17 protein-coding genes are annotated in these 20484 nt (G+C 57.8%); 16 read left to right on the forward strand and 1 reads right to left on the reverse strand.

The features are described 5' to 3' along the window. Positions 1 to 16: 16 nt before the first annotated feature. From VAE57_RS18660 to VAE57_RS18675, 4 genes are all read left to right on the forward strand, one after another. The gene (locus VAE57_RS18660; RefSeq protein ID WP_322823330.1) at positions 17 to 301 is read left to right on the forward strand and encodes a MoaD/ThiS family protein; all 285 of its coding nucleotides are present in this window, start codon (positions 17 to 19) and stop codon (positions 299 to 301) included. Further along, positions 298 to 1452: a molybdopterin-synthase adenylyltransferase MoeB gene (moeB, locus tag VAE57_RS18665; protein WP_012259329.1), complete on the forward strand. Its 1155-nt coding sequence runs from the start codon at positions 298 to 300 to the stop codon at positions 1450 to 1452. The genes VAE57_RS18660 and moeB overlap by 4 nt, the downstream gene beginning before the upstream one ends. Positions 1453 to 1539: 87 nt before the next feature. Then, positions 1540 to 2553, forward strand: coding sequence for a Gfo/Idh/MocA family oxidoreductase (locus VAE57_RS18670; RefSeq protein ID WP_322823331.1), 1014 nt, complete (start codon positions 1540 to 1542; stop codon positions 2551 to 2553). Between the two features lie 180 nt (positions 2554 to 2733). Continuing rightward, positions 2734 to 3042, forward strand: coding sequence for a metalloregulator ArsR/SmtB family transcription factor (locus tag VAE57_RS18675; RefSeq protein WP_322823332.1), 309 nt, complete (start codon positions 2734 to 2736; stop codon positions 3040 to 3042). Positions 3043 to 3057: 15 nt separating this feature from the next. On the opposite strand, the gene VAE57_RS18680 is transcribed toward VAE57_RS18675, so the two are convergent. Further along, the gene (locus VAE57_RS18680; protein ID WP_322823333.1) at positions 3058 to 3825 is read right to left on the reverse strand and encodes a hypothetical protein; all 768 of its coding nucleotides are present in this window, start codon (positions 3823 to 3825) and stop codon (positions 3058 to 3060) included. Between the two features lie 944 nt (positions 3826 to 4769). Here VAE57_RS18680 and VAE57_RS18685 point away from each other — a divergent pair. The 12 genes from VAE57_RS18685 to VAE57_RS18740 form a co-directional block, all read left to right on the forward strand. Further along, positions 4770 to 5906 carry a CpXC domain-containing protein gene (locus VAE57_RS18685; RefSeq protein ID WP_322823334.1) on the forward strand — a complete coding sequence of 379 codons (1137 nt, stop codon included), beginning with the start codon at positions 4770 to 4772 and terminating at the stop codon, positions 5904 to 5906. 15 nt (positions 5907 to 5921) lie between these two features. Beyond that, the gene (gene gcvT / locus VAE57_RS18690) at positions 5922 to 7025 is read left to right on the forward strand and encodes a glycine cleavage system aminomethyltransferase GcvT (RefSeq protein ID WP_322823335.1); all 1104 of its coding nucleotides are present in this window, start codon (positions 5922 to 5924) and stop codon (positions 7023 to 7025) included. Between the two features lie 11 nt (positions 7026 to 7036). Next, positions 7037 to 7426 (forward strand): glycine cleavage system protein GcvH, encoded by a 390-nt coding sequence (gene gcvH, locus VAE57_RS18695; RefSeq protein WP_322823336.1) that lies wholly within the window; start codon positions 7037 to 7039, stop codon positions 7424 to 7426. Between the two features lie 23 nt (positions 7427 to 7449). Further along, positions 7450 to 8784 carry an aminomethyl-transferring glycine dehydrogenase subunit GcvPA gene (gene gcvPA / locus VAE57_RS18700; protein ID WP_322823337.1) on the forward strand — a complete coding sequence of 445 codons (1335 nt, stop codon included), beginning with the start codon at positions 7450 to 7452 and terminating at the stop codon, positions 8782 to 8784. A 40-nt stretch (positions 8785 to 8824) separates the two neighbouring features. Next, positions 8825 to 9811 carry an aminoglycoside phosphotransferase family protein gene (locus VAE57_RS18705; protein ID WP_322823338.1) on the forward strand — a complete coding sequence of 329 codons (987 nt, stop codon included), beginning with the start codon at positions 8825 to 8827 and terminating at the stop codon, positions 9809 to 9811. Then, on the forward strand, positions 9804 to 11279 hold the full coding sequence (gene gcvPB / locus VAE57_RS18710) for an aminomethyl-transferring glycine dehydrogenase subunit GcvPB (protein WP_322823339.1): 1476 nt from the start codon (positions 9804 to 9806) through the stop codon (positions 11277 to 11279). Before VAE57_RS18705 ends, gcvPB begins: the two co-directional genes overlap by 8 nt. A 304-nt stretch (positions 11280 to 11583) precedes the next feature. Next, positions 11584 to 12273: a lysophospholipid acyltransferase family protein gene (locus VAE57_RS18715; protein ID WP_322823340.1), complete on the forward strand. Its 690-nt coding sequence runs from the start codon at positions 11584 to 11586 to the stop codon at positions 12271 to 12273. Positions 12274 to 12355: 82 nt separating this feature from the next. Further along, a complete protein-coding gene (locus VAE57_RS18720) occupies positions 12356 to 14974 on the forward strand; it encodes an ATP-binding protein (protein WP_322823341.1) in 2619 nt (872 codons plus the stop codon). A 289-nt stretch (positions 14975 to 15263) separates the two neighbouring features. Further along, the gene (locus VAE57_RS18725) at positions 15264 to 16703 is read left to right on the forward strand and encodes a deoxyribodipyrimidine photo-lyase (RefSeq protein ID WP_322823342.1); all 1440 of its coding nucleotides are present in this window, start codon (positions 15264 to 15266) and stop codon (positions 16701 to 16703) included. Continuing rightward, positions 16696 to 17550 (forward strand): retropepsin-like aspartic protease, encoded by an 855-nt coding sequence (locus tag VAE57_RS18730; RefSeq protein ID WP_322823343.1) that lies wholly within the window; start codon positions 16696 to 16698, stop codon positions 17548 to 17550. The genes VAE57_RS18725 and VAE57_RS18730 overlap by 8 nt, the downstream gene beginning before the upstream one ends. Positions 17551 to 17599: 49 nt before the next feature. After that, positions 17600 to 19279 (forward strand): collagenase, encoded by a 1680-nt coding sequence (locus tag VAE57_RS18735; protein WP_322823344.1) that lies wholly within the window; start codon positions 17600 to 17602, stop codon positions 19277 to 19279. 600 nt (positions 19280 to 19879) lie between these two features. Next, positions 19880 to 20484 (forward strand): CpXC domain-containing protein (locus tag VAE57_RS18740; RefSeq protein WP_322823345.1); only part of this gene is annotated, 605 nt, incomplete at its 3' end.

Consider the following 20484-nt stretch of genomic DNA (forward strand, 5'->3'; position numbering starts at 1 on the left):
GTAAAGGAGTCTTGCAATGGCGGTGACGGTGACAATTCCAACAGCTCTGCGCCAGTATGCTGGCGGTAATGCGAGCGTTAGCCTGGAGGCCAGCGATGTCGGTGGCCTGATTCGTGGTCTGGTCGAGCTGTATCCGGCGTTGGGTCGCCATCTGCTCGATGAGCAGGGCCGTTTGCGCAGTTTTGTCAATCTGTACGTTGGCGATGAGGATATTCGTTATCTCGATGGCGAGGCGACCCCCCTGCGCGATGGCGATACAGTGAGCATTATTCCGGCAATCGCCGGAGGAGGACAGTCATGAGTGAGGTGACCCTCTCGAATGAAGAGATCGCCCGCTATTCGCGTCACCTGATTATGCCCGAAGTGGGGATGGCCGGTCAGCGCCGGCTCAAGCAGGGCAGTGTGTTGCTGATCGGTACAGGTGGTCTGGGATCGCCGCTGGCCCTCTACCTGGCCGCAGCCGGGGTCGGGCATATCGGCCTGGTTGATTTTGATGTGGTGGATGCGTCCAATCTCCAGCGTCAGATCGTTCACGGCACGAGCACCGTCGGCGTGGCGAAGACCGAGTCGGCGAAGCGGCGGTTGCAAGATCTCAATCCCTATATCGAGATCACAACCTACGAAACGCAGATCACCTCGCAAAATGCTCTCGATCTGATGCGGCCATACGATGTGATTGTGGACGGCACCGACAACTTCCCGACCCGTTATCTCACCAACGACGCCTGTGTGTTGCTGGGTAAGCCCAACGTCTACGGCAGCATCTTCCGTTTTGAAGGTCAGGCTACGGTCTTCTCGGCCCGTGATGGCGGGCCGTGCTACCGCTGTCTCTACCCCGAACCACCACCGCCAGGGCTGGTACCGAGTTGCGCGGAGGGTGGCGTGCTGGGTGTGCTCCCTGGCGTGATTGGCACCATTCAGGCCACAGAAGTGATAAAATTGCTTACCGGGATCGGCGAACCACTGATTGGGCGTCTCCTGCTCTACGATGCGTTGAGCATGCGCTTCCGCGAGCTGAAGCTCCGTCGTAATCCGTCGTGCCCGGTCTGTGGTGATCATCCGACGATCACCGAACTGATCGATTATGAACAATTTTGTGGCATTGCACCAGAGGAGCCGACATTGTCGAACCAATTTGAGATCACGCCGCGCGAACTCGCGGAATGGCTGGAACGGCCTGATCGTCCCTTCCTGCTCGATGTGCGCAATCCCTACGAAGTGGCGATTGCCTCTATTCCCGGTACCGACAAGCTGATCCCGCTCGATCAGTTGCCCGAACGGATCAACGAACTCGATTCGGCACGCGAGATGGTGGTCTACTGCCGGAGCGGTGTGCGCAGCGGGCGGGCCGTAGAACTGCTGAAGACAGCCGGTTTTCGCAAAGTGAAAAATCTGGTCGGCGGTATTTTACGTTGGGCCGACGACGTGGATCCGTCGCTACCGAAGTATTGACACGCTGAAACAAAGCATCGTTACCCGCCGGCATCGATTGCGATGAACCGGTGTGGGCGATGTTTTGTGTAGTATCAGGAGGACGTGATGATTGGTATTATCGGTACTGGCTGGGGGGCACGGGTACAGGTTCCTGCCTTTCGGGCGGCAGGGCTGACCGTGACGGCACTGGCCGGCAGTAATCCAGACAAAACGGCACGGGTGGCTCAGGAGTTGGGCGCACCATTCGCTACCGCCAACTGGCGCGAGGTGCTTGAACGGCAGGATGTGCAGTTGGTGAGCATCGTAACGCCGCCGTACCTCCATCGTGAGATGGCCGAAGCTGCGCTGGCCGCCGGCAAGCATGTGTTGTGCGAGAAGCCAACGGCGCTGAACGCAGCCGAGGCGGAGTCGATGCTGGCTGCAGCACAGCGCTACCGCGACCGGTTGGCTCTGATCGACCACGAGCTGCGTTTCTTGCCGGCAGTGCAGGCGGCGCGGGCACGGGTAGCCGCCGGTGATATTGGTGACGTGCGGGCCGCCGAAGTCCGCTTCTTCGCTGCCGGACGAGCCGATCCGCAGCGGGTATGGGACTGGTGGAGTGATCGGGCTGCCGGTGGTGGTGTGCTGGGCGCAATCGGCTCGCACCAGATCGACCTGCTGCGTTACATCCTGGCCGACGAGGTCGCAACGGCGCAGGGCACTGTTCGCACCTTGATCGGCCAGCGTCCAGACGCAACCGGAACCCTACGCCAGGTCACCAGCGACGATTACACGACAGCCATCATCCGCTTCACCCGCGGTACTGTGGCCACCCTGACCGCAACCGTCGTTGCCCGCACCAACGAACCACTGACCGTCACAGTGTACGGCAGTGAGGGTACCTTGCGCTTTAGTGGTGGACAGCTTGCCATCGGGACTGGTGACACCTTTCACGACATCACGCCGCCGCACACGGTTGAGATACCGGCCACACTGAGCGGCGAATTTCCACAGGGTACCGTGTATCTTGGGCATGCGTTGTGCGCCGCGCTTTCCGGTGAACGCGACGCGATCAGCCCGGCGGCAACCTTCAGTGATGGCCTGGCGATTCAGCGCGTGATTGACGCAATTGCCGGTTAGCGCCTGGGGCGTGACATACTACCCTGGTACATAGCTGCCGCACACCAGCAGATCACGCTGGATGCGGCAGCATGGCAAAGCCGGAGTGGACAACTATCACCTCAACAGTTTTCATCTCCCCCCTTGACAGGTATCCCTTCTTTATCGTACAGTAGAGCACACGCTGAAAGGAAGCCAATGATGGTCACGGCACACCAACGCGCTCTCGAACAAGATGACAGGCGACTGGCCTTGCTCTGTAAGGCGTTGAGCCATCCTGTGCGTGTGCAAATCCTCCGCTACGTCCTGCGCCACCCTGGCTGCATCGTCAACCAGATTGTCCTCCATATGCCCGAAGACGGCCCCCACGCCCAATCGACCATCTCCCAGCACCTGCGCGTCCTGCGCGAGGCCGGCCTGCTTGAGACGTATGACGACGGTGCCGCCGTGTGTCATTATGTCAACCCTGACAGTCTGGTCTGGTTGCGCGAGTACCTGGAGCAGTTGTGAGGGGTTGTGGCAGAGCTAAAGAGCACGATCTATTTCAAACATGACTACTGCGGTCATAAATACCACCCGGCGGGCATCTTCCCACACAATAGGTTCTCCTTCTTTTTGCCCGGCATGTTCTTGACGCTGTATAAGATTGATCGTTTCCTGCCAATACTTCAGTAATGCGTCTAAAAATGACTTAACGGTAGTACCAGACCTTTTTCTACTGCTCTGGAGTTCAAGGACAGCTCTTACGCGGTTAATTGTTTTCGTCTTATCCGAAAAATCACTGGGTGGTTGATATTTATTTACCAACACTTCTGCAAACTCTTGCACTGCTTCTCGACAAAGATGTCCAATCGTCGAAAAGTGTTGCTCTACATCGTGCGACCACAACATTCGCTCTGCTTGATCCCACTTTTGATAAGCCAGGGAATATTTTTGCCGAAAGGTTTCAGCCTCAAGAAAATGACGAATCGAAGCTTCAACGCGCTGTATTGACTCGCCGAGCTGCTGCTTCAGATGTTCATAATACATAAAACCTCGCGGTGTTACATCGAAAAATATAGAATGCCTACCAAAAGTAATTGCAATTAATCCTTCTCTACCAAGAGTTTCTATGTCACCTTTATATGCGATATACGTTTTGTTACTGAAACCGGGATGTTGAATGAAGGAATTAGCAAGAGTTTGTACAAATATAAACTTTTGACGCTCCTCACGCCGAACATTTCGTGCTGCTTCCACAAGTACAATAAGAAGCTCCTTTTGCTCTGGTTCAAGCAAGATATGGTCAAACATTGGTAAAACTCCTGGATGTTTGAAATAGATTGCAGACATTAAAAATAATCCAATAGTTTCATCAGATTCCAATCATGATTCAGATGAGGGTACTATAGTAATCTGATATGTACGTACTATTTTTTACACACAAAAGGCTAATATTGTCAAGTAATAAAAACTAATCTTATTAGTTGCAGATAGTATCAGTAGCTCTTTACCAACAGACCACATAACCCAGCAGCTACCAGAAAGAACCGTACAACTATCACACTTCTATCACACTTCCGACCGTTGTCCCAACCCCAGACAGGATCGTTAATGACAGCGTAATGAAAAAAACTTCCATCAGAGCAAAAAAAGCCCAAAACCCCAGCTTTCCATCCACATAAACCCCATTTTTGAGTGTGTGATTTGATTATTCTCGACAATCTGATAATTTGAAGACAATGTGTTAGGAAGTAATAATCAATTTACTTTATTTGTTTTGTTACGATGGCACTTATACGATGTCGAGTAAGCTCTGGATCATGCTGGCAGTTTGTTGTTCTCAATACTTTTAGCTCTACTTTATTGTCCGAATACGCGCATTGTCAATCACTAGAAAGAGTGAGAAATGAGTGCCGACTATGGCATCCCGTAGAGGCGGGTTCTGAACCCTCCCCTACGGAAACCGTCTATCCGGGCAACGACACTGATGGTCTTATCATCGACTTGCAGTGTGTCCTGCGGTGAATCTTTCAATCCCAGGGTTGTCGATAATCAAACCAACAATGTCCCTGAGTTTTAAGGTAGGTTTTGCGCCACCCTGACCAACACACATGCCATACCTCCGAAAAGACCCCTCAGCCAACACACATGTTTGCACCGCAAAACGGCAGGCGTCTGCTCGCCATTCGACTGCGTGACTGATGGTACAATACAGCGAGAAGGATACATGCTGATCGGCAAGGGTGCAGAAGATTATGCCCATCTCGTACCGCGAGCAGGCCCAATTAACATGCCCACACTGTGGCGGTGATTTTGATGCGGAAGTCTGGTTGATTGTTGATGCCGATGAGGAGCCGGAAGCAGCGGCGGCACTGCGACGCGAAGAGTTGAATCTGGTGGAGTGTCCGCATTGCGGTGCGCGTGGACCGGCCGGAGCACCGCTGCTATACCACGATGCCCGTGCCCGCCGAGTGATCTTTACACCGGCCCCCGGCTCAACCGACCACGAGATTCGTGATCAGGCACGGGATCTGCACGCCCTGCTGGTCGGTTCGATTGACCAGGAGCAGCGCCGTCCGTACCTCACCGATGTTGATATTACCCAGGATATGAGCGGCCTGGCCCTGCTGCTGCGACGCCTCGATGCCCGTCGTTCTACGACGCCGCCGTCACCGTCGCCACCACCACCGCCGGCGGTGGCAGAACCGCCACCACTCCTCGCTGCGGTCGAAGCCTTGCTGGCCGCCGACACTGATGCCGAACTGGAACGAGTGCTGGCGCAGCACCCGGAATTGCTCGAACCGTCGGCCCTGGCGACGCTCACCCAGTTGGCCGAGGTCGCGGTTGCCCAGGGTGAGCACGAGATTGCGCAGGGCTTACGCAACGCCCGTGAGTTGCTGGCCCGCATGCAACCACGCCCGACACCTGAACAGTTGACGGCGATTCCACCTGCTGCGCTGCAAGAGCTGCTCAATGCGCACAGCGATGCTGAACTCGAACAGGTGATTGCCCGCCATCCGCTGTTGCTGCGCCCCGAAATCGATCAGTTGCTGGAAGGTGAAATCGAAACAGCCCTGGCATCCGGAGCGGATCGGCTGGCACAGTTGCTGGCGAGTCGGCGCGAGATGTTGGTGGCATTCCGTACTGCACCAACACCGGAAGCCGATCTGGAGGAAGCGATTGAGGCACTGCTGATTGCCGACGACGAAGAGACGATTGCGCAGGTGCTCGACCAATATCCGCTGCTGTTGAGCGAGGCTGCTGAACAGGCACTTTGGGAATTTGCGTCCGAAGCACGGGCCGGTGGCGATGACGAGCTGGCTCGCCACGCGATTGCCTGTCGTGAGATGTTGCGCCGTGTGCGCGCCGGATTGGAAGAAGGCCATTCATAGCTGATGGGAACGGGTATGCTGAAACGAACTCCTCTTTACAATGCGCACCTGGCAATGGGCGCGCGCATGGTCGAATTTGGCGGCTGGGAGATGCCGGTGCAGTATCGCGGCATCATTGAAGAACACCACGCTGTGCGCAACCGGGCCGGTCTGTTCGACATCAGTCATATGGGGCGGTTTATGGTGCGTGGTGCGCACGCCGAGGCGTTTCTCCAGCGGATGGTCACCTGCGACGTGCGGGCCATCCCGCTCGGCCACGCCAGCTACGGGCTGCTCTGTCGGCCTGACGGTGGGATTGTTGACGACGTGTTCCTGTACCATCTCCCCGACGAGTTTATGGTGGTGGTGAATGCGGCCAACCGGCAAAAAGACTGGGACTGGCTCCAGCAGCATACGGCTGGATTTGAGGTGGAGATTGAAGATCGTTCCGAGCGTTGGGCGATGCTGGCGCTCCAGGGGCCACAGGCTGAACAACTGCTGGCCGGGGCAGAGAGTTCAACAACCGCTGACATTGGTTTGTTGCCGTTTCACGGGGTGGCGATGACGACAATCTTCGGGCAGAATGCGCTGATTGCCCGCACCGGCTACACCGGCGAAGACGGGTTTGAAATCTTTTTTGAGGCCATCCACGCCGAACAGTTCTGGCACGGTTTGCTCGCGCTCGGCGGCAATGCGGTGCAGGCTTGCGGCCTGGGTGCACGCGACAGCCTACGCTTTGAGGCGTGTCTGGCGTTGTACGGTCATGAAATTGACGAGACGACGAACCCTTACGAAGCCCGTTTGGGATGGGTGGTCAAACTGGATAAGGGTGACTTTATCGGTCGGGAAGCGTTGCAGGCGATCAAGCAGAATGGGGTAAGCCGACGGCTGGTCGGTTTCGAGATGGTTGGGAAGGGAATTGCCCGCACCGGCTATCCGGTACATCGACTAGACGGCGAACCGGTGGGGTTTGTTACCAGTGGTATGCCATCACCGACCCTTGGTCGTCCGCTGGGAATGGCATATGTGCCAACCGATCTCAGCAGCGAAGGTAGTGAATTTGATGTCATCGTGCGCGAGCGTCCTGTACGTGCGCGCGTGGTAAAGATGCCTTTCTATAAGCCGCGCTACAAGCGCTAGAGGAGTTCGACATGGCTTACAACACTCCATCCGATCTACGGTACAGCAAAACCCACGAGTGGGTACGACAGGAGGGTGATGAGGTCGTGATTGGGATTACCGATTATGCCCAGCACGCGCTCGGCGATGTGGTGTACATCGAACTGCCGACAGTCGGCTCGACGATTACCGTCGGCGAGAGCTTCGGGATTGTCGAGTCGGTGAAGGCCAGTTCAGACCTGTACGCCCCGGTGAGTGGCGAAGTGGTGGCCGTAAATACTGCACTCGAAAGCGATCAGGCGCCGATCAACAGTGATCCGTATGGTACGGGCTGGATGTTGCGCGTGCGCCCCAGTGGCGAATCGGCTGAATTGCTCGATGCCGAGGCGTATGCTGCATTTGTTGCCGAAATCGATCATTAAACGTTAGCTAGATGGAAGCTGGTATGACCCACTACATTCCGATTACCGATGCCGATCGCCAGGCGATGTTACAGGCAATCGGTGTTGAAACAATTGAAGACCTCTTTGTTGATGTTCCGGCCAGTCATCGCTTTCCGCCGCTCGAACTGCCACCACCATTGTCGGAGCCGGAGCTGATGGCCGAACTCAATCGGCTGAGTGAAGCCAATGCCCATAACCGCAAGTACAGTATCTTTCTTGGCGCCGGTGCGTACAACCACTTTGTACCGGCAGCCGTCGATCAGATTATTCGCCGGGGTGAATACTACACGGCCTACACACCCTACCAGCCGGAGATCAGCCAGGGAACGTTGCAGGCCATCTTTGAATATCAGAGCCTGATCTGTGCCCTGACCGGCATGGAGATTGCGAACGCATCGCACTACGATGGCGCGACCGCACTCGCCGAATCGGCCATCATGGCGCTCAATGTGGTGCGTAACCGGCGCAAAATCGTGGTGGCACGCAGCGTCAATCCGCAGTACCGGGCAGTGCTGCGCACCTACATGCAAGGTCTGGATGTCGAGATTGTCGGTGATGAGAATCCGGGAGCCACTATCGCCGACGCCCTGGCCCAGGTTGACGAGCACACGGCGCTGTTGATTGTGCAGAATCCTGATTTCCTCGGTCGTCTCCACGATCTACGTGGTTTGGGTGCCCAGGTGCAGGCACGAGGTGCTCTGCTCGCCGTGCATTTCGACCCCATCGCCCTGGGGCTGTTCCAGACTCCAGCCGAGGCTGGGGCCGATATTGCAACCGGTGAAGGCCAACCACTTGGTCTCGGCCTGACCTTCGGTGGCCCGTACCTCGGTATCTTCACCACACGCCAGAAGTACGTCCACAAGATTGCCGGGCGGATTGTTGGGATAACGAAAGATGTTGATGGGCGTATGGCCTACGTGCTGACCCTGCGCGCACGCGAGCAAGACATTCGCCGTGAGCGGGCCACGAGCAATATCTGTACGAATCAGGGCTTGATGGCACTGGCCTCGGCGGTGTACATGTCGCTGATGGGGAAGCGCGGGATGCGTGCAGTAGCCGAGATTACCTACCATCGGGCACACTACGCTGCACAGCGGATCAGCGAACTACCCGGTTATCGGGTACTTGCCGACCAACCCTTCTTCCGTGAGTTCGTGGTGCAATGCCCGCGACCGGTCGCCGAGATCAATGCCGCCTTGCGCGAACAGGGGATCATTGGCGGCTATGACCTCAGCGCCGATGAACCATACCTGGGCCACGCTATGCTGGTTGCCGTGACCGAGATGAATACACCGGCAGAGATTGATCGGTTTGTAGCCGCATTGGCCGCCATATAGCAGGTCAGGCTTTGGCCTGTGTGCGACTGAGTTGAAGAGTATGGTCACCGACCTGTCACTCCCCCAAATCGAACGCATTGTTACCCGCATCCTGCCGGGAACGCGGGTGCGCGATGCTGCACCACTCGGTGCACGGAGCCTGCTCATCACGGCGACTGACCGTCAATTTGTGCTGCGGTTGCCAGCCGGCGTTGATCAGTGGGCGGGTGAAGCGTTACAAACCGAAGCTCTCGCACTCCGTTCGTTGCAGGCCGAGATCGATCTTCCCCTGCCATCAGTGTTGGGTATGACCCCTGCCGTTGCCGATGATCCACCGGCACTGGCCCTGAGTTATCTTGCCGGTACCCCGCTCTCTGAAATAATCACCGCCGTTGAGGAGGATGCGCGCTTTGCAATCGGCGAGGCGCTGGCAACGGTAATGATCCGTATCCACAGCTATCAGGCACCACAGTACGGTCAAATCCATCCCGACAATTTGCCGACGCTGACCCCACAATCACCAGCCCCTGGGGCTGACGTGGCGTATCTGCGGCAGAGGGTAGCCACTGCCATCGGTGCCGCCGTTGCCCAGGGCCGCATGACACCCGATCAGAGCGACTGGCTCCAGCGTCGGCTTGGCGAATGGCTGACCACCACCGCCCGCCCGGCCTGCCTGGTTCATGGCGACCTGCACCCGCGGCGGCTGATCGTGCGCCGGCGCGAACGGGACTGGCGTCTGGCTGGGGTCGTGGGGTGGGGATTCGCCCAAACCTGGCGTCCCGCCTGGGATCACGCGACGCTCCATCTCAATTTTGCCGACCCCGAATACTTTGGTCTGCGCGTTGGGTACGGCACAGCCTACAACGAAACAACCGACCGTCGCTACGATCAGGTGCGCGAGTTTGCCCTCCTTCCCTACCGGCTCACCCTGTTGATTGAACGCGAATGTGTTGATCTGGCGCTCAACATCGCCACCGGTCTGGATACCGTACAGGCACCACCTATCGTAGCGACACCCGATACATCTGGAGAGAACAGCGATGAATAACGAGGAACCACCGATTTTTACCTATTCACAGTCGGGCAAGATTGGCGTCAATCTACCGGCAGCCGGCGTGGCACCAACACCGCTACCCGATGAGCTGTTACGGCAAGACGATCTGGCCGGCTTTCCCGAACTCACCGAGCCGGAAGTGATTCGTCACTTTACCCGGATCAGTCAGCGCAACTATGCCATTGACACCGGCTTCTACCCGCTTGGTTCGTGTACGATGAAATACAACCCGAAGCTGCACGAAGAAGCGGCCCGGCTACCGGGTTTTGCCGGTGCTCATCCCCTGCAAGATGAAGCGCTCAGCCAGGGGGCGCTGCAACTGATGTACGAATTACAAACCTATCTCGGCGAAATCAGTGGCTTTGCAGCAGTGAGTCTGCAACCAGCAGCCGGTGCCCAGGGCGAGCTGACCGGTATCCTGGTATTCCGGGCCTACCATCTCGACCGTGGCGATACCCAGCGCACCGAAGTACTGGTGCCCGACTCGGCGCACGGCACCAACCCTGCTACCGCGGCCATGGCCGGCCTGAAGGTCGTTGAAGTGAAGAGCGACGCACGCGGGAATGTCGATCTTGACGACCTGAAGGCGAAATTGTCGCCGCGTACAGCCGGCATGATGCTCACCAACCCGAACACACTGGGCCTGTTTGAAGAGCACATCGTCGAAATCTGCCGTCTCGTTCATGAGGCCGGCGGCCTGATGTACGGTGATGGAGCGAACTTCAACGCGATCCTGGGCATTGCCAAACCGGGAGAGCTGGGATTCGACTTCATGCACTACAATCTGCACAAGACCTTCACCACCCCGCACGGCGGTGGTGGCCCCGGCTCGGGTGCAGTGGGTTGTACAGCAGAACTGGCTCCTTACCTGCCCGGCCCGCGGGTACGGCAGCGGGAAGATGGCGGCTACGAATTCTTCACCCCTGAAAAGAGCATCGGGCGTATGAAGGCATTCCACGGCAACTTCGGGATGCTGGTACGGGCGTGGACATATATCCGCTCCATGGGGGCTGCCGGATTGCGCGAGGTGAGCGAGACTGCGGTCTTGAATGCCAACTATGTGCGGGTGATGCTCAAAGACATCTATCCGCAGGCGATTGATCGCATTTGCATGCACGAAGTGGTATTGCGTGGACAGATTGCTGGCGCTCCCAAAGATGTCCGCACGCTTGACATTGCCAAGCGGCTCATTGACTACGGGTTCCACCCGCCGACGATCTACTTCCCGCTGATCGTACCAGAAGCGCTCATGATCGAGCCGACCGAAACTGAGAGCAAGCAGACGCTCGATCACTTTATTGACACCATGCGCCGAATTGCCGGCGAAGCCATCGAAACGCCGGACGTGCTGCATGCTGCACCGACCAAAGCACCGGTGCGTCGTCTCGATGAGGTGCGAGCGGCGCGCCAGCCGATCCTGCGCTACGATCCCGCCGCGATTGCGCGGTTGCAGGGTGAGTAGGACGCATCATACTCTATCCTTCGCCCTTAACACGTAGCACAGGCCAGAGCCGTGCTACGTGTTTTGTCCTGCGAAAGTGCGCACTATTCCAGGTTTTCGGGAGTGAAAAGCATGCCCGAAGCAGGTGTTCAAGGCAAATCGACCTTCTCCGACATCGTAAAAAAAAGCATCCAAAACCATGAATAAATCCTCTCGCCAAGAAGAGTGGAGAGCAGTATAATAACGGAAGAAATTGAATACCTGTTCTCAATATCAGGAGTTCTTGCCGCATGGGCAAGGACAACTAAGGTACGGGGAAGGGGCTATGAGTCTCTACCGCAGCCGCCACGTCGCGGCCCGCTTTGCGCCGACGCTATTCAGATTGTTTGTTCGTCTCTATGTCCGACCGCGGGTCGAAGGTATCGAACACATTCCAAGAGAAGGTGCGTTCATTATTGCCGCCAATCACACCAGCCATGCCGATACTGCGGTAATCTATTCGGTGTTGCCGCGTGAAGCTCGCGAACGGTTCGTTGCAGCCGCTGCACAGGACTATTTCTTTCAGGGTGGAGTGATGCAATTCCTCTCACGCATCTTGTTTAACGCCATCCCGGTTGCCCGCGACCGGCGTGGTGGTCAAGACCCACTCCGCCATGCTGCCCGTGCGCTGCGTGAGGGATACGCACTCTTGTTATACCCTGAAGGAACCCGCAGTAAAACCGGTGAAATAGGCCCATTCCGCAGCGGCGTTGGTCGTCTGATTGCCGAATTTCCCGGTACACCGGTAATCCCGACGTATGTAGGCGGTACCAACCGGGTCATGCCGAAGGGGAAAGTTGTTCCGCGCCCGTACCGGGTGACCGTGTGCTTCGGCGAACCGCTGTATTTGAAAGCGCACCCGAAGCTGCGAGCAACCTGGCAGACTGCCGCCGATGAGGTTCGTGACGCAATTATTCAGTTGAGTGGTATGGATGTTGCGCACAACCTGAACCCGGTCTCCGAACAAGACACTTAGCTTACCCAACCGATCACCACTTAAGGTGGATCGGCGGCAGTCTGCATCACGATATTCCGCTGCTTCATGCAGGAGGATGTTCATGGCTGTCGTTTCCGATCCACCTCCACCTTTCGTGAAGAACTACATTCGCGATCACTCATTCCAGCTCCTGCGCGATCTTATCTGGATAAGTCTGCTGGGCACGTTAGCCTACGCCTTTTTCAGTCCGATTGACCCGTCTTTGATGCCACAGCGAATGGTTGTGGTTATACCGCTAATCCTGAGCTTGTTGGGGGTCTGGTGGCTTATTCGACGCCAATACCTGCGACTGGCGAGTATGCTGGTCATTAGCATGCTCTGGCTGGTACTGGCATTCTCGGCGTTCATCAGTGGTGGTCTACAAGCACCGGCGTTTGCCGGAATCCCACTGGTAGTGATTATGGCCGGGATATTACTCGGTCGGCGTGGAGCTCTGACTATCGCACTATTTTCAATCGGTACCGGTGCCATTTTCGTGCGCTTTGCCGATTTCCTGCCAGCACCACCGTTATCTCACTCCCCTTTGGTCTGGTTCATTACCTATACCCTTTACCTGCTGCTAGCGGCCCGCATAATTAGCCAGATTGTTACTCACTTCTATCAGTCTATGCAAGAGACGCATAAAGAACTGAGCGAACGAAAGGCTGTCGAGCAGCAATTGCGTCTATCGGAAGAAAAATTTGCTCGCTTGTTTGATTCGGCACCGTTTCCTATGTTGATTGTACGTCTTGATGACAACCTGATTTTGAATGCTAACACCGCTTGCCGGGAATTTTTCGAGTTAAGTAGTGATCAAATCATTAAACAACAAATTAACCGCCTCGATTGGTCACAATTATCCAGCCGCTGGCCGACCATCGCCGACACATTACGCCAGGAAGGAACGGTTAGTGAGGTTGAGTTCAGTTTTTGCCGGCAAGATGGCTCAACTTGCTGTGCCCAACTGACTGCCGAGGTTGTCGAACTGGGCGAAGGATTGTGCGCAGTCGTCGCATTTCAAGATGTAACACCGTTGCGTAGTGCCAACGAACGATTGATTAAGCTGGCAGGCCAGCAGGAACAACTGGCGACACTGGCGCGAGAAGCGCTTGCGAATACTGATTTGAACGCTCTCTTTACGGTGGCAGCCGAACAAGTAGCCCAGACGTTGCCGATAAGCGGTGTTGAATTCATCGATGTCGATATTGATGGAAACATCACCATCCGCAACACCTGGGGCCAGGTGCCTGCTCTGCCTGTACCAGAGAGTTTCTTCCGCGGGTTAACCGTTGATCATCCCGGCTGGAGCATATTGCCGACTCCATTAGCAGAACGGGCCTCCGATGTCGCGCAGCACGGTGCTGTGATGTTGATCGGTGGGCATCAGCGTCTTTTTGGTGCTCTGCTGGTGTACACATCGACGGTGCTTGATACTGAGGCCATCTTCTTCTTACGCAGCGTGGCAAATGTGCTGGCGGTTGCCCTGGAGCGCTTCCACGCCGAACAGGAGCGGCGTCAGATCGAGAGCCAGATGCTTCAGACGCAAAAGCTGGAAAGTTTAGGCTTGCTGGCCGGTGGAATTGCCCACGATTTCAATAATCTGCTAACCGGCATTATGGGGCATACCAGTCTGGCCTTGATCGATCTCCCTCCAAACCACGAGCTACAACCGCATCTGGCAGCCATCGACCAGGCTGCACAGCGAGCGGCTGAGCTGTGTCATCAACTACTGGTCTACGCGGGACGAGGACAACGAACACTTGAAGTGGTAGACCTCTCGACCCTGGTGCACGAAATGGGGAATATTCTACGTCTACCGACGAACCGGAGTCATCAGGTCGCTATTCACTACGATTTAGACACCAATCTCCCACCGATTTTGGTTGAGGCGAGTCAGATTCGGCAGGTTGTGCTTAATCTACTCACCAATGCGATTGAAGCGATTGGTGAGCGTAGTGGATCGGTTACGCTTCGCACTGGGGTTACAAGTCTTAGTACAGCAGACCTGCGCCGGCTGCGGCTAATGCCGACAATTCCACCAGGTGACTATGTAACGCTCACGGTGAGCGATACCGGGATAGGTATGGACGAAGCAACCCTACGTCGTATTTTCGATCCCTTCTTCAGTACCAAACCAAAGGGTCATGGTCTTGGCCTTGCTGCCGTACAGGGAATTGTTCGACGACACAATGGCGCGATTCGGGTTGAGAGCACGCCGGGATTGGGGTCAACCTTTACCGTATATCTCCCGGCAGCCCACCAGGCTACTCCAGTAGTCACAACCAATGCAACGATGCCTATTGTGCTGCGCGGCACCGCGCTGATCGTCGATGACGATCCGGCAATACGCGCCACGCTGAACCGCATCCTCGAACGGGCCGGCATGGTCACTACGGAAGCTGCCGATGGTCGGGCAGCGCTGAGCATGCTGACCGAGTCGGCGCTTAATATTGACATCGCTCTGGTTGATCTGGCAATGCCGGGTATGAATGGGCTGGAACTGCTGGCGGTGATTCGTCGCAGTATGCCCCAATTGCCGGTTTTGCTGATGAGCGGGAATGCCAGCGAAGTGACGAAAGATAACTTACCGCTGGATCACTACACCGATTTTTTACCAAAACCGTACCGGTCACGCGATCTGCTCGAAAAAATGAGTACGCTGTTACAGCGAGTCGCGGCATTGCGTATCCACAGTGGTTGAGGTCTGGACAGAGCTGCAGCGCACGCCCTCACCCCCGGCCCCTCTCCCGCACGCGGGAGAGGGGTGAGATACATCTTCACTCTGCCCCGTCTCCCCCAGCGGGGGGTTACGCTCGCCACCTCCCCCCAGCGGGGGGAGGTTGGGAGGGGGGGAAAGGAAGGTGTACGGAAATCATACGGAGCACCGCGCCCAAACACTCTCTACCAGCAAGACCGTACCATACGGGCAAGGAGCATATCCGGCGTATAATGTAAGGTGTGGATATGAAGCTATAACTCAACCAAACCATATGTACATTCACTGGTTTCGCCGTGATTTGCGTTTGCGCGATAACACGGCACTGATGGCAGCGGCAACTGCCGCTGGTGGAGCGGTGGTGCCGGTCTTTATTTTCGATGACGCTATTCTGCGCGGGCACTTTGCCAGCCCGGCGCGAACGCAGTTCTTGCTCGATTGTCTGGCCGCGCTTGACAAGGAACTGCGCACGTTTGGGTTGCATCTGGTGGTGCGCCGGGGTGACCCGCTGCGAACGCTGTTTGATGTGCTGCGCGAGAGTGGTGCGAGCGGGGTGACCTGGAATCGTGACTATACGCCATACGCCGTTCGCCGTGACACTGCGATTAAGCAGGCGCTGCGCGAGGCCGGTTATGAAGCGCATAGTTTCAAGGATACGGTTATTTTTGAGATGGAGGAAGTGACGACTGCCGATGGCCGTCCGTATACGGTCTATACCCCGTATGCGAAGCGCTGGCGATCACGCCTGGCCGCCGAACCGGTGACGGTGCAGGATATGCCACGGCTGGCGACGATTCCGTTGCCAGTCAGTGAGCCGCTGCCCCGTCTGACTGACCTGCTACCGGATGCGCCGACGACGCTCCCCCGCTTTCCCGCCGGTGAAGCCGTTGCGCTAGAGGCGCTCGAACGATTCGTTCGTGGCCCACTGGCCGGTTATGCGCAAGGGCGTGACCTGATGGCCGTTGCCGGGACTTCGCGGCTCTCGCCGTACCTGCGTTTGGGTGTGTTATCTCCACGTCAGTGTGCCGCCGCAGCCCTCGCAGCACCACCTGGGCCGGGGCCGGAGAGCTGGATCGGCGAATTGATCTGGCGCGATTTCTATGTGCAGGTGCTCTACCATTTTCCGCACGCTCTGCGCGGTAGCTTCAAACCGGCGTATAACCGGATTGCCTGGCCGAACGATCCGGAACTGTTCACCGCCTGGCAGCAGGGGCAGACTGGCTACCCAATCGTTGATGCGGCGATGCGTCAGTTGCAGCGCGAAGGCTGGATGCACAATCGGGCCAGAATGATTGTGGCCTCGTTTCTCACCAAAGATTTGCTGATTGACTGGCGCTGGGGTGAACGCCATTTTATGCATCTGCTCATTGATGGCGATCCGGCGGCCAACAACGGTGGCTGGCAGTGGGCAGCCGGTACCGGCACTGATGCCCAGCCCTTCTTCCGCATCTTCAATCCGGTCAGTCAGGGACAGAAGTTTGATCCTGAAGGTGCGTATGTGCGACGTTACGTGCCCGAACTGGCCAACGTGCCGACCCGTTACATCCACGAACCGCACAAGATGCCGCTCGCCGAACAGCGTAAAGCCGGGGTGCTGATCGGGCGGGATTATCCGGCACCGATTGTCGATCACGCCACGCAGCGTACCAAAGCGCTTGAACTCTATCGGGCGGCAACGCGCCATAACGACTCATCAGCAGAACAGTATGCTTGACGATCAAACCCAATTGGAATTTCCGGCCAGTGGCATGACTGAACTGCCGCTCATCTGGCAACCGCAGGTGATCCGCTGCCAGGCTGCCGGACCTGGTGGTCGCCCGCTGCTCGTCTTGCTTGACACCGGCACCGATCCGTCAGCGATTGATTTGACCCTGGCACGGCGGCTCGATCTGCGCCTCGGCGACTTTGCGCTCGGCTCTGATGCGACCTGCGACACCGTGCCGTTCACCGAAACCGTGCTGCCCTGGTTGCGCCTCGGCGAGGTGATGCTGCGCAATCTCTATCTGATGGCCGTTGATTTGCGGCAGATGCCGTTTCCGGTTGATCTGGTGCTGGGATACAATGTTTTGCACCGTCTCAATCTGACAATTGATTATGCTGGTCAAACGATACGATTGTGCCACTCCGACCTGGTCCCGCCGCCGCCGGTCGCCGGAGGTGCAAGCGTGCCACTTCAGTTCTTTGAGCACTTTCCCGCGTTGCCAGCCCAGATCATCGCGCCGAGCGGAGCTACGCACGACGTCATCCTGACAATTGACACCGGTTCCAACGGTGCGCTGACCGTGAGCCGTGATCTTGCCGCCAGTCTGCATCTCGATCTGTGCACCGTCCAGGCGGCAACCGGCCACGGATTCGCTGCCACAACACCGGTGAGCCGTGGATTCACCGTCGATCTCCAGCTTGGGCCATTCCGCCTGCCGGCAGTCGAAGTTGATGTGCCGGCGACCAGCCACGGCGATCTGGGGCGACAGGGACGGGCCAACATCGGCAACCGGCTCCTCTCCCGCTTCCGACGGCTCACGCTCGACTACCGGCGGGAAGTGTGTATCCTGGATCGTTGAGGTGCAAGAACATTGCCAGGGTAGCTGTATGCGGTTGTGGATCGCTATCATGCTTGCAAACCTGCTTATCTTCACACTAACCGGCTCACGGTTAGAGCTGGCCGTCAACCCGGCGCAGCCTCCACCGATCCGTACTCCGGCGTGTCCACAGCCGACATACCCCGACGCCAATGCGCTCCTATCCATCTTACCCCAGGCCGGCTACGATTGCACAGAACAGATCGCGGTCGCGCTCAGACCACGGGTCGATCTCCGGCATATCGATCACCTGCTGACGATTGCTGCCGACACCGGCTTCGATGCCCGTACCCGGCGCAATGCGCTGCGCATCCTGGGTCGGCTGGCCGAGAGTGGCCGGGCCACGCGAGCCAGCGAGCTGATGCAGCAGAAACGGGCAGTCGCCACCAGGACGCTGGCCATCAACCTGCTCGAACGCGAAACCGACAACTTTCTCCTGCAGGATGCCGTCTGGCTGCTCGACAGCCTCTACTACCCCAGTTGGGAGGCAGCGCCGGCGCTGGCGCACATCGCCCTCAGCGACGGCTACGCACCGGCCCTGCGTTACCGGGCCGCCCGTGCTCGCACCCGCCTGATCGCGGCTGAGCCAGGCTACCTGCATGCAGATTCCCGACAGTTCCTGATCGATGCTCTGCACAGCACCGATCCCGATGCTCGCACCGCCGCTGCCGAGGCGCTGAGCTTCCTGCGCGATGAACAACTTGGCGCACTCGCATTCTGGCAACAAGTGGTAGAGGAAGCAATTGCTGCCGCCCCACCATTGACCGTCGCCACCGACGACGGCGACCCGCGTGGGGCACGGCTGTTCACCTTTGTAGAGAGTAGTCCAACCGCTTTGACCGCACGGGCGGCGTTGGCGCGGGCTGCCGACCGGCTGGCCGGCGAACGAGCAACGGCACCTCGCTTTCGGGCCTTGCAAGCGGCGTATGAAGAACTGGCCTTGCCGGTTGAAATCACGACGACGACCATCACCCTGCGTACCGGCCCGGCGAACGTGACCGACGGCCATGAGCTGCTGACCATCGTCGCCAGTGCGTACCAACAGGCACGTCAGTTCCTGGGAGCGAGTGGCGAAACCGCTATTCCCGGCGAAGAACCGGTCACGTTACGGGTCTTGATCTTCCCCTCGCAAGCCGCCTACCGCGACTACATGCGCGCCTTCACTCCATTCACAGTTGACGTTGACGGGATTTATGATGCGCAGACGGCCACCCTGTACAGCTTCCGGCGGGGTATCGGACAAACCGCCAACACACTCGCCGAAACTCTGCGCCACGAGACAAGCCATGCCGTGACTGCCGCCTACGTCTTTCCAGGCCACTGGCTCAGCCCCGGTTACCACAACGAACCAAAGGGCTGGTTCGACGAAGGACTGGCCGAGATAGTAACGGCTCAGAGCAACCCTGGCGGCCCCCTCCAGCTCCACGAACGCCACCTGGCAACCCTCTGCGCTGCACCCTACAAACCGGTGCTGGCCGATCTCCTGGCCCGGCGCGAAGGCTACGACCACTATGGCACTTTTGATTACCCGGCGGCGTGGGCCTTGCTGCACTTCCTGCTCAGCGAACGTCCGCAGGCGGTGGCTGCGCTTGCCGCTGCGTGGCGCAACCAGACCTACCGGCTGAGCGACTGGCCCCGGCTGGCCGGCTGGCCAGACCTCACAACCGCCGAAGCCGACTGGCATGCCGCGATGGTGCGCTGGTGCCGGTGAGGGGTGGGGAACTGTGTGCTCCAATCTCTGGAGCCTGTCATTCCCTACAACGCTGTGTTATCCTCTGCACTCATCATCAGGAATGACCACAGCTTGTATCAAATCTGGTGTCATAGCCTTCATAACCCTCGATCTGACGAACACCCTGCCACCACCTCCGAGCGTGGAAGTGCAGAACCGGCGTTTTCGCGTCGCACACAGTGGGATCACGTTTCGGCCTGGCTACCGTTGCCCGCCAGGATTGCCCGGGTCGCGTGGTGTGGCGTGCGGCAGCCATGCTGCCGTACCAGCCGTGCTTACCATGAGGCGCGACGCGCGGCGTGCTCACTTACCGGTAGGTGACCTTGATGGCGGCGCGAACATGGTTCGGCTCGAATACTATTGCCCAACGGGATTGCCCGGGTCGCGTGGTGTGGCGTGCAGCAGCCATAAGGACTGCACCACCGTGCCTTACGACAGCACACAGATTGCGATCCTGACACACCTGCATCTACCGGGATTTGTACGATAAGTAGCGACAACATTCGTTTCAGGAAACATTCTGCCTGACCGCTCGTTATAATACATAGAAGCCGCACACAATCTACCAGAGGAGACGCCATGCCCTACACCTATGCTCAGACCAGCGACATCACCTGTCCAGCCTGTGGCAAAGCCTTCTCGACCGAAGTCTGGTTGATCGTGGATACCAACGAACGCCCCGATCTGATCGAGCGCCTACGCACCGGTACGCTTCATACCCTGCTTTGTCCACATTGCGGGAACACAGCCGGCCTTGACGCCCCCATCCTGCTCTTCTTCCCCGATGCACCACTGCGCCTGGGAGCAGACATCGAGGCGCACCTGATCTTCTCACCACCACAACAGACCAGTGCAGAACAAGACCGCCAGATCGCCCAGGTGCTGCTCACTCACCTGCGCCAGACTGCCGGTGCCGCCTGGCAGGCGGCATGGGAAACCCGGTTCCAAACCATTCCTCGCCCCCTGCTGGCTGCTGTGCTAGGGGGAAATATGGAGGCGGTAGTGGAGGAGATGATGCGACAGGCAGCTCAGGCCCTGGAACAGTTGCAACGGGAAGACCCGGAGGCGTATCGCCAGTTAGAGGAAGCTGTTCGGAGTGCCCTCACCCCACCCCCGGCGGCTGACGCCGCTGCCGCCCTCACCCCACCCCCGGCGGCTGACGCCGCTGCCGCCCTCACCCCACC

The sequence above is a fragment of the Chloroflexus sp. genome, from assembly GCF_034434295.1.
In the GTDB taxonomy this organism is placed as follows: domain Bacteria; phylum Chloroflexota; class Chloroflexia; order Chloroflexales; family Chloroflexaceae; genus Chloroflexus.

Excerpts from the sequence above, each read along its gene's own strand:
- VAE57_RS18715 (WP_322823340.1), top strand. The coding sequence starts at position 11,584 with ATGAGTCTCTACCGCAGCCGCCACGTCGCGGCCCGCTTTGCGCCGACG.
- VAE57_RS18735 (WP_322823344.1), top strand. The coding sequence starts at position 17,600 with ATGCTTGCAAACCTGCTTATCTTCACACTAACCGGCTCACGGTTAGAG.
- gcvT (WP_322823335.1), top strand. The coding sequence starts at position 5,922 with ATGCTGAAACGAACTCCTCTTTACAATGCGCACCTGGCAATGGGCGCG.
- gcvPA (WP_322823337.1), top strand. The coding sequence starts at position 7,450 with ATGACCCACTACATTCCGATTACCGATGCCGATCGCCAGGCGATGTTA.
- VAE57_RS18685 (WP_322823334.1), top strand. The coding sequence starts at position 4,770 with ATGCCCATCTCGTACCGCGAGCAGGCCCAATTAACATGCCCACACTGT.
- VAE57_RS18720 (WP_322823341.1), top strand. The coding sequence starts at position 12,356 with ATGGCTGTCGTTTCCGATCCACCTCCACCTTTCGTGAAGAACTACATT.
- VAE57_RS18680 (WP_322823333.1), bottom strand. The coding sequence starts at position 3,825 with ATGTTTGACCATATCTTGCTTGAACCAGAGCAAAAGGAGCTTCTTATT.
- VAE57_RS18730 (WP_322823343.1), top strand. The coding sequence starts at position 16,696 with ATGCTTGACGATCAAACCCAATTGGAATTTCCGGCCAGTGGCATGACT.
- VAE57_RS18675 (WP_322823332.1), top strand. The coding sequence starts at position 2,734 with ATGGTCACGGCACACCAACGCGCTCTCGAACAAGATGACAGGCGACTG.
- VAE57_RS18725 (WP_322823342.1), top strand. The coding sequence starts at position 15,264 with ATGTACATTCACTGGTTTCGCCGTGATTTGCGTTTGCGCGATAACACG.
- moeB (WP_012259329.1), top strand. The coding sequence starts at position 298 with ATGAGTGAGGTGACCCTCTCGAATGAAGAGATCGCCCGCTATTCGCGT.
- gcvH (WP_322823336.1), top strand. The coding sequence starts at position 7,037 with ATGGCTTACAACACTCCATCCGATCTACGGTACAGCAAAACCCACGAG.
- VAE57_RS18670 (WP_322823331.1), top strand. The coding sequence starts at position 1,540 with ATGATTGGTATTATCGGTACTGGCTGGGGGGCACGGGTACAGGTTCCT.
- VAE57_RS18705 (WP_322823338.1), top strand. The coding sequence starts at position 8,825 with ATGGTCACCGACCTGTCACTCCCCCAAATCGAACGCATTGTTACCCGC.
- VAE57_RS18660 (WP_322823330.1), top strand. The coding sequence starts at position 17 with ATGGCGGTGACGGTGACAATTCCAACAGCTCTGCGCCAGTATGCTGGC.
- gcvPB (WP_322823339.1), top strand. The coding sequence starts at position 9,804 with ATGAATAACGAGGAACCACCGATTTTTACCTATTCACAGTCGGGCAAG.